Raw genomic sequence first — 11,971 nt, 5'->3', positions numbered from 1 at the left:
CCGACGTTGGTGACGTTCAGGCTCCGTCCGTCGACTGAAGAGGGGGCACGCCGTATAGGCTCACAAGGCGCCGCTCGGCGAGGGGAAGCGCGGCGGCGAGTGCGCCCGAATCTCCCCGGGCCAGGTAGGCGGAGACCCCGTCGGCCAGCCCGCGGACTGCGTCCTCCGGCGTGACATAGGTGGCCGGCGCGACGATGGCCCCGCGGGTGAACGTCGGGTCCGCGCGCAGGCGGTCCTGGAAGCCCTGCTCGAACCCGGTCAGCAGGGGGCTGACGTACCACGAGCCGCCCTCCTGCACGGCGACTGCGGTGACGTCCCTCCCCAGGTCCTGCTTAAGGTCGCTCGCACTGCGGTCGTAGGGCAACGCGGCGTCGATGCCGGCCACGGCGGCCGCGCGGGTTTTCTCGAGCGAGGCCGCGACCTGCTCGTCGGTGGAGCCTGTCGCCTTCAGCTGCTCGGTGAGCTGGGATTTCACGGCGTCCATCCACAGACCGGCGAGAGCGTTCGGGTCACCGTCGACGTGCAGCTGGCCACCGGTCACGGCGACCACAGCAATCCCATCGCCGATGTCGGTGACCGAGAAGTCCAAGCCGGTGAGGGTGACGTTCAGGTTCGGTCGCAGCTTCTCGAAGACGGCCGTGTAGTCGGTCGGGCTGGTCGCGGAATCCAGCTTGATCCGGCCGAGCGTCTCGACCGGGCCCCGGAGCGAGGTGATCTCCGAGGGAGACAGGGAGCCGTACACGTTGAGCAGGTCCAGCGACACCGCTCCGGTCAGGAGCTTTTCGACTGCGGCCTGCGGAGTCGACGACCCGCCGATCTTGGAGAAGACGGATGCGTACGCCCAGACGCCGCCACCGGCGAGCAACAGCACGGCAACGCCGATCGATCCCCAGAGCAGGCCGGGCCGACGGCGGCGACGTCCGGCGGATGCCGCGGCGCTGGCCCGAACGACGGGCTGCTGCCAGCCGCCGGGTGCGCCCGACCCGGCCCCTACCGGGCCAGACACGGGCAGGGACATGGGCAGGGACACGGGCCGGGAGACTGCATAGGCGGGCACGGATGGCTCAGCGTGCGCCGCCTTTCGGGTCGGTGCCTGCGCCGCGATTGGAGACTGCGTCAATGCGGGTGCGAGCGGTTCGAGCGTGCCGCAGCCGCGCATCCATTCGAGAAGACCTGGATAACACGCGGGGTTCGCAGCGATCGCCCGATGCAGGTCGAAATGCTTCGCGGCGAGCTTGGCGAGGCGGGCTGGCGAGGTCGCGGGGTTCGCGGCCTCGGCGAACAGGAGGGTGCGGGAGTCGCTCACGGTGGTGCCCTTCTCGGGTCGTCGGTCGGCATGAGCGCGGCGGAAAGCGGCTGCCAGAACCCGGCGATGACGACGGCCCCCTGCATGTCGCGGACCACCCCCGCGCAACACGTGTGCCCACGATGATAGTGGGTAGTGGAGAATCGCAGGTGAAATCTAGTTTCTGCAACTCACCGATGAGTGTGGGCCCGACCTCGCTGAAGCGTCGCAGATCGACGTTCCTACGCCCCTCCAACGTCGTTCTGCGACACCTCAGGGCAAGCACGGGACCGCCTAAACGACGGATGCCGCCGGTCCGGTCGGGCCGACGGTATCCGTGCATCAGGGGTGGAGACTAGACGTTCATACGACCGGTGTTGATCAGTCGCGTGAACATCAAGGCGGCTCCGGCGATGAGCAAAGACAGGCCGGCGAAACCGCCGAACTCGAGTGTGCCGATGCCGGTCGATGCGAGCTCCGTGACCGACAGTGCGGCCGGGGCCGAGACCTTGCCGGAGTGCGCCGGCGTGGTCGACTTCGCCGAAGCTCCGAATGTCACGATTGTGTCGATGAGGGCGGTCGGGCCGGCCGCGTCGGTCGGATCCGTCGGGATAGCCGAGGTCACCGGGGCCATCGGGGCCATCGGGGCCATCGGGGCCATCGGGGCCATCGGGGCCACCATTGTAGCCGTGGTCATCGGGGTCATCGGGGTCACGGAGGTCGGGGTCACCGACTCGCTGTCACCGACGACGGAGACCGCGTTGCCGCCGACCGTCACGGGAGCGGAAACCACCGGGTCGACCTGCGTGCCTGACGCCGTGGCATCCGAACCTGAGGTCACCGGGGCGGATCCTGCCGTGGGAGCGGAGGTCGTTCCCGCGCCAGACCCTGACGGAGCCGGCGAACCAGATGTCGCGCTGCTGTCACCGAGGATCGAGACGGAGTTACCGCCGACCGTCACCGGTGCAGCGACTTCAGGGACGACCTGCGTACCTGATGCGATGCCGTCCGCACCCGAGGTCACCCGGCCGGAGCCGGCCGCGGGAGCGGAGGCATCCGCCGTGCTCGCGGACGGTGTGCCCGTTGACGCCGAATCACCGATGACACTCACCGCGTTGCCCGATGCCGTGATCGGCACGTCGACGCTGGTGAGGCCCTGTGTGCCGCCGAGAAGGGAGTCGGTTCCTGTTGTCGTTGCCGGGGCCAGGGTGACCGCCGGGGCTGGGCCGGGGGCCGGTCCGGTCGACCCGGTCGAGGTCGAGTCGCCGAGCACCGAGATGGCGTTGCCGGACGCGGTCACCGGGGCCGCGACCGGGGCGACGACCTGGGTGCCGGAGGCGGTCCCGTCGGAGCTCGAGGTGGTTGCAGCGGCTGGCGCCGGTGTGGCTGCAGGAGCAGGAGCCGACGCGGAGGCAGCCGCAGGAGCCGGTGCCGTGCTGGCGGAGTCGCCCACGACGCTGATCGCGTTGCCGGAGACCTGGACAGGGGCCGTGGTGTCGGTGACGACCTGGGATCCCGAGAGGGTTCCGGAGTCGCCGCTGGTGTCTGCGGCGTGCGCCGCGGTCGTGCCGAGGAGCGAGAGCGCCCCGACGAAGAGGGTGCCGTAGAGCGCCCTGGACAGAGTGATGTTCACGATGGTTCTCCTTGAAAGTGTGAGTGAGCCGCGCGAGGGACGCGTGGCGGTGGTCCGCATGCCGTCGGGATAGCACGGCAGGGACCTACTCAGGCGGGAGAAGAACCGGGGTCGATGGAGAGGGAGGACGGCAGGGCGTCGTCCTCGAAAGTGAGACGGAGAGCCGCGACAGACGCGGCGCGTGTTGATCCGCACGTTGCGAGCAGAGATGCCGAACTGCCGCCGCCCGGTGCTGCGGCATCCGGAGTGGGCTGCGGCAGGTTAACGGGGTGCCCCGGCGTGCCGAGCGGGGCTCCGGTAGCGGATGCCGCGGCATCAAGTAGCGTCAGGCTCGCGACCGCGTCGGGGATACCGGCGGTGCCGCGCACAGAGGGCGGGAACGGATGCGCGCTCGGCGCGACGAAGACGGTCCCGGCCGGGACGACCGAGGTGATCACTGTGCGAGTCGCGAGGGTGGAAAGGTCTGAAACCGCGAGGGCGATCGTGGGCACGGCGACGGGCACGGCGACAGGAGAACCCGCCACATCGGGGATGCTGAGGTCCGGAATGCTGACGTCGGGTACTTCGGCAGCTACGGCGGCCAGAATCGGCGTCATGGCCGTCCCGACGGCTTCGGGCACGTCTGCGGACGCCGCGTCAATGGTTGCGGTGTCGACGCCAGGTGCGTCAGCCACGACGGAGACTGCAAAGGCAGGAACGCTGGCGACCAGCTCCGGGACGGAAGCGTTCAGGAGGCCGGGTGCGGCGGCATCCGTTGCAGGAGGCGCATCGGGGAGCAGATCGGTCGCCGACGCGGGATTCGCCCCGCCGCACAGGAACCAGGCGATGCCGAGCGCAACGGCGACGAGAGCGAGCCAGAGGGCGCGGGGAGCACGAAATGCCTCAGCATCATTCATCTCGTTCACCTCCGTCCTCAGTTGTGTACAAGGCCGACCGTAGGTGCACGGGGAGCTCGTGTCCACGAAACTGGTCAATACTGCCAGCTTCACCAGGACGGGCCTTGAGCGCCGGCCCCGCCTCACTTGGGGAATGTTGCATCACGCTGCAATTGGGATGGGCTGGCAAGGGTGCAAATCCCCCGGCCTGGGTCGGCCGAAACGGCCCGCGGATGAGCCAGCGAACGAGATTCGCAGTTCACAGGTTCAGGCGAGTCGACGGTCCCGCACCGTCCCGGGCGTGACGTCGTCCGACGAGAACCGCTGATCCGCCCCAATCTCGTTAAGGTTGGACGGGGCTTACGGGGGAAACGCATGGCAAAGAGTGCACAGGCGACAGAACCTCTCGCTTCACGAGTCCTGGGGAAGACAGACGAGCTGCACCTCGCGAGGGACGTCACGCGCCACCGTCCGCGACTACACCACAACTCGATGAGGATCCGGAGGTGAAACTCGGCACTCGCTCGATCGTCACCCTTGTCGCGGCCGTGACTATGGCAGCCGTGCTCACTGCTTGTTCCCCGCAGGCCGTCAGGGCCACTCCGGCGCCAACGCCGACGTCCTCAGGATCAGCGACCGGGGCATCAGCGACCGGGGCGAGCATCAGCCGCGAGGCCGCTGCCGCGCTCCTGAACGCCGTCCCCGGGCTGAGCGATGCCAGCATTGGTGAGGTCATCTCCGGCCTGTCGACCCTGGCGGTCATCGAGGTCTACGTCGATGACGACTCCGCGCTAGCGGCCCCCGGCGTGCTCGACTACGTCCTCAGGGTTGGCTGGGCGACCTCGTTCGACAGCCAGCCCGCCGAGCTGACCCTGACCGTGCGCAACCACGGCAGGACCCTCGACCTGCAGCCGCAGGCCAACCTGCTCGCCGGGGTCGAGTACCCGGCCCAGACCGGGGTGAACAGCGTCTACCTCGACAGTCCCGCATACCTGGGCACGTGGCCAGGCGCCGTCCCCACCCCGCCGGCCGCCTGAGCGCGGCCTTCCGGTGGCTAACTCAGGAAGATCGCGCGGCTGACCGCTACAGATTGCCGGACCGGTGCGGACGATCCTCCGTTGGCGCCCGTCGGTCAGCTGTCGAAGCTCACGACGGGCAGCGGTGACGGGTCCGGCCTGGAGAAGAGGTAGCCCTGCCCGTAGCGGCAGCCCATGGACCGGAGCAGGTCGCGTTGGCCTGCCGTCTCGATGCCCTCGGCGACGACGTCGAGTCCGAGCGAATCGGCAAGGCGCAGGATGCCCTCGACGATCGCCCGGTCGTGTTCGGAGCGTTCGAGGTCGCGCACGAAGGTGAGGTCGATCTTGAGCAGGTCGACGGTGAAGGCGCGGAGGTGCGTGAAGGAGGAATAGCCGGTGCCGAAGTCGTCGATCGCCAGTTTGACACCCAGTTCCCTCAGCTCCTGGAAGGTCCGGGCCGCGGAGTCGATCGCCTCGAGCACGGCGCTCTCCGTCAGTTCGATCCAGAGGCGCTCGGGAGGCAACCCGCTCTCCGCCAGCGCGCGTCTGACAACGACGCCGAAGTCGTCCTGCGCGAACTGTCGTGGAGAGACGTTGACGCTCACCGCGAGGCCGCCCTCGAGGGTCGCCGCCGCCCGGCAGGCCTGGCCGAGAACGGTCACGCCGATGCCCTTGATCAACCCGACTTCCTCGGCGATCGCGATGAACTCGCCCGGGTAGACGATGCCGCGCTCGGGGCGGCGCCATCGGGCGAGAGCCTCGGTGGCGACGACCGTGTTCTCCTGGAGATCGACGATCGGCTGGTACCAGGTCTCGATCTCGCCGAGCTCGACGGCGTCGCGGAGGGCGAGCTCGGTGTCCAGCCGCCGGTCGATGCGGCCGCGCAAGTCGTCGTCGAAGACCTCGTAGCGGGCCCGGCCCCGGCCCTTGGCCGAGTACATGGCCTGGTCTGCGTTGCGGAGTAGCGCCTCCGCGTCGTCGTGGCCGAGGCCGAAGGCGATGCCGATACTCGCGTCGACGGATGCGACGAGGTCGCCGATCCGGATCGGTTCGGCGATTGAGCGCTGCAGGTTGTGGGCCAGTGTGTGCACGTCCTCGCTGCTGTCGACGCCCGGACAGATGATCACGAATTCATCTCCGCCGATACGGGATACCGTATCGGTGGCCCGCGCCTGCTGCCGGAGCCGCACCCCGACCTCAGCCAGCACCGCGTCCCCGATGTGGTGGCCAAGGCTGTCGTTGACGAACTTGAACCGGTCCAGGTCGATGAACAGCACGGCCACGCCGTGCCCGTGCCGTGATGACTGCAACAGGGCCTGGTTGAGCCGGTCGAGAAGCAGCAGGCGATTGGGCAGGTTGGTCAGCGGGTCGTGGAACGCGAGGTGCTCCACTCGGGCCTCGGCGAGGCGGCGGGCGGTGATGTCCTCCACCTGGTACAGCAGCGCGCCAGCCTGCTCCCCCGCGGGGATCTCGGCGATACTCACCTTGACCCACGTCTCCTCGTCGTCGACCCGGAGCATCCGGCGGTCCATGCGCTGCCGCGTGGAGGGCCCGTCGAACACCTCCGACGTGCGAGCGCCGCGCGCTCCGGCATCGAGCGGCATGAAGATGGCCTCGATGTGCTGGCCGACGACAACGGATGCCGGCCCGGCGAGCTCGAACAGCCGCGGGTTGGCCGCCACCACCCTGCCGTCGAGATCCACGATCGCCGTGCCGAGCGGTGACGACGCGAACGCGGCCTCGAATCGTGCCCGCGCGGCCGAGACCGCCTGTTCTGCAGCGTGGAGCGCGGTCACGTCGGTGACCGTGGCCATGTGCCCGGTGACCTGACCGGCGTCCCGGATCGGCGCGGTGCTCACCTGTACCCAGTTGACCTGACCGCCCGGAGTGCGGAAGCGCATCATCGTCTCGTACGCTGCCCCGGCGGCAATCGCGGCAGCCCAGTCGCGTTGCACGCGTTCGGTATCGTCGGGGTGGATAGCTGTGGCCATACCGCCGCGCTGGAACTGAACCCTGGTGAGGCCGCTCAGGGCGCGCCACTGGTCGTTGGCGCTGAGAAGTCCGCCGGCCGCGTCCATCTGCACGATGCCCACCGGGGCGATCGCGACGAGCGTGTGCAACGTGTCTGCGATCTTCGCCAGCTCGCGGGTGCGCCTGTCCACCGCCGTCTCGAGGGTGTGGTTTGCCTCGTCCATCGCGACCATGGCGGCGTCGCGCTGCCGGTCGAGGTCGCGCAGCCTCCGGGCGGCCACCCAGCTCAGGCCGATGCCGACCACCGTCATCGTGGCGACCAGGAAGGCGACACCGAGCACCGTGTCGAACCAGCCCTGTCGCTGGCCCCAGAGTCGCAGCCACCCCAGCACGAAGGGGCCGAGCAGGAGGAGCGGAACGACGGGTCGGAGCAGCTGCCCTGAGCTACCCGGGTCGCGCAGCAATCCGACGAGGCCGTTGTTGGGCCGGGTGAGAAGGATCGAGACCGACTCGAACGCCACCGCGAGAGCGGTGATGAGAGCCATGCTCGTGTACCCGCCCACGGAGTAGAGCGAGGACGCCCCATAGGCGTAACCGAGCAATGCGAGCAGGCTCACAGTCAGCGAGCCTAAGGCGAGGCCGAGCATCCAGGACGCCCGCGGCAGCAGGCTCGCGCAGACGGCGATGCCCAGAAGGATCAGTGAAACGGCCGTCGCCGGCGCCATGCGCGGATCCTGACCGCCGAAGGCAATGCCGGGCAGCAGCCGGTCGACGCCGAGCGTCACGCCCAGAATGTCTTCGGCGAGGGTGAGGGCGCCGAGCAGAGCGACGGCGAGCCCCAGGACCAGTGCCACCCGACGCCGCTCGAGCAGGAACAGGGCCAGCGACAGCATGATGAGAGCCAGGGCCGGCGTCGGCTTCATCGACCAGGGGCCGGCGAATGGGGCCGGCAGGGTGCTCGCGCCGAGATACCAGCCTGCGAGTACGACGAGTCCCATCGCCCCGGTGACGGCCGCGCTGATGCGTGCCAGTAGTAATTGCATGCTGCCCTCGTGCTCGCGAGACACGGAAATACCTGCGCCCCCTCACAGGGTACCCGGCGCGGCCCAGCGCGTCACACCACCGCTTCCCTCGAGAACCGCCCTGCGCGCCGAGTGTCGTCGGCGCTCCGGCGACGGGGAGTTAACGACGGATGCCCCCCTCGCCGAGGCGAGAGGGGCATCCGTTGGTGAGGACTACACGCTACTTGTAGGTACCGGGCGTGAAGTCGTCGGACGAGAAGCTGTCGAAGTCGACGAAGCTCAGGTCACCCTCGTTGAACGCTGCATCATCGGTGAAGATGCGGTTCGGGTAACGCTCGGCCTTGGCCTCCTCCGTTGCCTCGACGGTGACGTCGCGGTAACGGGGCAGTCCGGTGCCGGCCGGGATCAGCTTTCCGATGATGACGTTCTCCTTGAGGCCCATCAGCGGGTCGCTCTTGCCTTCCATGGCCGCCTGGGTGAGAACCCGGGTGGTTTCCTGGAAGGAAGCGGCCGACAGCCAGGACTCGGTCGCCAGGGACGCCTTGGTGATACCCATGACTTCCTGACGAGCGGATGCCGTCTTCTTGCCCTCGGTGAGTGCCGCACGGTTGAGTTCGTTGTACTTCAACCGGTCGACGAGCTCGCCGGGGAGCAGGCCGGTGTCGCCGTGTTCGACGACGGTGACCTTGCGGAGCATCTGGCGGACGATGACCTCGATGTGCTTGTCGTGGATCGGCACACCCTGCGAACGGTAGACGTCCTGGACGCCACCGACGATGTGCTTCTGCACGGCCCGGACACCCTTGACGCGAAGAACTTCCTTCGGGTCGACGGCGCCGATGATGATCTGCGTGCCGAGCTCGACGTGCTGGCCATCCTCGACGAGGAGGGTGGAGCGCTTGAGCACCGGGTACGCGATCGGCTCGTCGCCGTTGTCGGGGGTCAGGATGACCTTCCGGCTGCGGTCGGTGTCCTCGATCGTGATGCGTCCGGCAGTGTCGACGATGGGCGACGCACCCTTGGGGGTACGTGCTTCGAAGAGCTCCTGGACGCGCGGCAGACCCTGGGTGATGTCGTCAGCGGACGCCGAACCACCGGTGTGGAAGGTACGCATGGTCAGCTGCGTGCCGGGCTCACCGATCGACTGTGCGGCGATGATGCCGACGGCCTCTCCGATGTCCACGAGCAGGCCGGTCGCGAGCGAACGGCCGTAGCAGACCGCACACACACCGACGGCAGACTCACACGTCAGCACGGAACGCACCTTGATGGTCTCGATGCCGGCCTCGACCAGCTTCTCGATCAGCACGTCTCCGACGTCGTCTCCGGCTTCGGCGACGACCTCGCCAGCGGCGTTGACCGCGGCTGCGGCCAGGCTGCGGGCGTAGACCGCGTTCTCCACGTTGGGGTGGCGAACCAGGTTACCGAGCGGGTCGACGATCGCGATCGGCAACTCGAGGCCCTTGGTCGTTCCACAGTTGTCTTCGCGGATGATGACATCCTGCGAGACGTCCACGAGACGACGGGTGAGGTACCCGGAGTCGGCGGTACGGAGGGCGGTGTCGGCCAGACCCTTACGGGCACCGTGAGTAGCAATGAAGTACTCGGCGACGGACAGGCCTTCGCGGTAGCTCGAGATGATCGGGCGAGGGATGATCTCACCCTTCGGGTTGTTCACGAGGCCTCGCATGCCGGCGATGTTACGCACCTGCAGCCAGTTACCACGAGCACCGGACGTGACCATGCGGTTGATGGTGTTGTCCTTCGGGAAGTTCTTCTGCATGGCCTCGGCGACGTCTTCCGTCGCCTTCGTCCAGATCTGAATGAGTTCCTGACGGCGCTCGAGGTCGGTCGTGAGACCCTTCTCGAACTGCGACTGCACCTTGGCGGCGAGCTTCTCGTAGCGAGCCACGATCTCGGGCTTGTCCGGCGGGGTGAGGATGTCGCTGAGCGCGACGGTCACACCGGACCGGGTGGCCCAGTAGAAACCGGCGTCCTTGACGCGGTCAAGCGTCGCGGCAACTTCCACCTTCGGGTACCGCTCGGCGAGGTCGTTGACGATCGCCGAGAGGCTGCCCTTGTCGGCCACCTTTTCGAAGTACGGGTAGTCGACCGGCATGGCCTCGTTGAAGATCGCGCGGCCGAGCGTGGTGTTCACCAGCACGGTACCGACGGCCTGGCCGTTGACGAGTTCCACGCCTTCCGGCTGGGTGCCCTCTTCGAAGTACTTGTCCGTCAGACGGATGCGTACCTTCGCGTTGAGGTCGAGGCCCTGGTTTTCGCCCTTTTTCTGGTCGAAGGCCAGGATCGCCTCGGCGATCGAGGAGAACGAGCGGCCTTCGCCGATCACGCCTTCCTTGAGCGTCGTGAGGTGGTGCAGACCGATGATCATGTCCTGGGTGGGCAGGGTCACCGGGCGGCCGTCGGACGGCTTCAGGATGTTGTTCGAGGCGAGCATCAGGATGCGCGCTTCGGCCTGGGCCTCCATGGACAGCGGCAGGTGCACTGCCATCTGGTCACCGTCGAAGTCGGCGTTGAACGCCGCACACACGAGCGGGTGCAGCTGGATGGCCTTACCCTCGACGAGCTGAGGCTCGAAGGCCTGGATGCCCAGGCGGTGCAGGGTGGGCGCACGGTTCAGCAGCACGGGGCGCTCGCGGATGATCTCCTCGAGCACGTCCCAGACCTGCGGGCGTGAACGTTCGACCATGCGCTTGGCGGCCTTGATGTTCTGAGCGTGGCTCAGGTCGATCAGGCGCTTGATCACAAACGGCTTGAACAGCTCGAGTGCCATCTGCTTGGGCAGACCACACTGGTGCAGCTTGAGCTGCGGGCCGACGACGATGACCGAACGGCCGGAGTAGTCGACGCGCTTGCCGAGGAGGTTCTGGCGGAAACGACCCTGCTTGCCCTTGAGCATGTCGCTCAGGGATTTGAGGGCACGGTTGCCAGTACCCGTGACGGGACGGCCGCGACGACCGTTGTCGAACAGTGCGTCGACAGCTTCCTGCAGCATCCGCTTCTCGTTGTTCACGATGATCTCGGGGGCACCGAGGTCAAGGAGGCGACGCAGGCGGTTGTTGCGGTTGATCACACGACGGTAGAGGTCGTTGAGGTCGCTCGTGGCGAAACGGCCACCGTCGAGCTGCACCATCGGGCGCAGTTCGGGCGGGATGACCGGGACGACGTCGAGCACCATCGCGGCCGGCGAGTTGCCGGTCATGATGAAGGCGTTGACCACGCGGAGACGCTTGATGGCGCGGATCTTCTTCTGACCCTTGCCCTCGGCGATCTGCAGGTGCAGGTTTTCGCTCTCGGTGACCAGGTCGAAGGCCAGCAGGCGCTTCTTGATGGCTTCGGCGCCCATGTAGGCCTCGAAGTACATGCCGAAACGGTCCTGGAGCTCGTGGAAGACGCTGTCCTCGGGCTTGAGGTCGCCGACCTTGAGGGTGCGGAAGTCTTCCCACACGCGCTCGAGGTGCGCGATCTGCTCGTCGAGGGACTTGCGGACCTGCCCCATTTCCTTCTCGGCGGCGTCCTTGGTGCGCTTCTTCTGGTCGCTCTTGGCGCCCTCGGCCTCAAGTGCGGCGAGGTCGGTTTCGAGGCGGACGAGGCGGTCGGCGATCCGGGAATCGCGCTGGCCTTCGAGGGTCTTGATCTCGAGGCGAAGCTCGTTCTCAAGGCCCGGCATGTCCTGGTGACGGCCGTCTTCGTCGACCGTGATGACCATGTACGCAGCGAAGTAGATGACCTTTTCGAGGTCCTTCGGTGCCATGTCCAGCAGGTAGCCGAGACGGGAGGGGACTCCCTTGAAGTACCAGATGTGGGTGACGGGGGCGGCGAGCTCGATGTGGCCCATCCGCTCACGACGCACCGACGACTTGGTGACCTCTACGCCACAACGCTCGCAGACGATGCCTTTGAAGCGAACTCGCTTGTACTTACCGCATGAGCATTCCCAGTCCCGGGACGGTCCGAAGATCTGCTCGCCGAACAGGCCGTCTTTTTCCGGCTTGAGCGTGCGGTAGTTGATGGTTTCGGGCTTCTTGACCTCACCGTGCGACCAGCGACGGATGTCGTCTGCGGTCGCCAGGCCAATTCGAAGCTCGTCAAACGTGGTTACGTCGAGCAATTTCTCTCCTTGAAGAGTGTTCGGAGTATTTGTCATT

At 67.4% G+C, this 11,971-nt stretch carries 6 protein-coding genes; 1 reads left to right on the top strand and 5 read right to left on the bottom strand.

Features of this window, described 5'->3' with window-relative positions; translation table 11 throughout:
- Window positions 1-16 precede the first annotated feature (16 nt).
- From RHM57_RS00730 to RHM57_RS00720, 3 genes are all read right to left on the bottom strand, one after another.
- Window positions 17-1,306: a hypothetical protein gene (locus RHM57_RS00730; RefSeq protein WP_322136556.1), complete on the bottom strand. Its 1,290-nt coding sequence runs from the start codon at window positions 1,304-1,306 to the stop codon at window positions 17-19.
- Window positions 1,307-1,640: 334 nt separating this feature from the next.
- Window positions 1,641-2,918, bottom strand: a complete 1,278-nt coding sequence (locus RHM57_RS00725) for a chaplin family protein (protein ID WP_322136557.1) — start codon at window positions 2,916-2,918, stop codon at window positions 1,641-1,643.
- Between the two features lie 89 nt (window positions 2,919-3,007).
- Window positions 3,008-3,814, bottom strand: a complete 807-nt coding sequence (locus tag RHM57_RS00720; RefSeq protein WP_322136558.1) for a hypothetical protein — start codon at window positions 3,812-3,814, stop codon at window positions 3,008-3,010.
- A 485-nt stretch (window positions 3,815-4,299) separates the two neighbouring features.
- Between RHM57_RS00720 and RHM57_RS00715 the strand changes: the two genes are divergently transcribed.
- Window positions 4,300-4,830: a hypothetical protein gene (locus tag RHM57_RS00715; RefSeq protein ID WP_322136559.1), complete on the top strand. Its 531-nt coding sequence runs from the start codon at window positions 4,300-4,302 to the stop codon at window positions 4,828-4,830.
- Window positions 4,831-4,925: 95 nt separating this feature from the next.
- On the opposite strand, the gene RHM57_RS00710 is transcribed toward RHM57_RS00715, so the two are convergent.
- On the bottom strand, window positions 4,926-7,823 hold the full coding sequence (locus tag RHM57_RS00710) for a putative bifunctional diguanylate cyclase/phosphodiesterase (RefSeq protein ID WP_322136560.1): 2,898 nt from the start codon (window positions 7,821-7,823) through the stop codon (window positions 4,926-4,928).
- A 199-nt stretch (window positions 7,824-8,022) separates the two neighbouring features.
- Complete coding sequence (locus tag RHM57_RS00705; RefSeq protein WP_134449705.1) at window positions 8,023-11,934, bottom strand: DNA-directed RNA polymerase subunit beta'; 3,912 nt, start codon at window positions 11,932-11,934, stop codon at window positions 8,023-8,025.
- Window positions 11,935-11,971 lie beyond the last annotated feature (37 nt).

The organism is Cryobacterium sp. 10S3, from assembly GCF_034344045.1.
GTDB classification, from domain to species: domain Bacteria; phylum Actinomycetota; class Actinomycetes; order Actinomycetales; family Microbacteriaceae; genus Cryobacterium; species Cryobacterium glucosi.
The sequence above is the reverse complement of the archived record's forward strand: the minus strand, read 5'-3'. Positions and strand labels throughout refer to the sequence as shown.

What these genes read in the sequence shown, in the direction of transcription:
- RHM57_RS00720 (WP_322136558.1), bottom strand. Translation starts at nt 3,814, where the DNA reads ATGAATGATGCTGAGGCATTTCGTGCTCCCCGCGCCCTCTGGCTCGCT.
- RHM57_RS00710 (WP_322136560.1), bottom strand. Translation starts at nt 7,823, where the DNA reads ATGCAATTACTACTGGCACGCATCAGCGCGGCCGTCACCGGGGCGATG.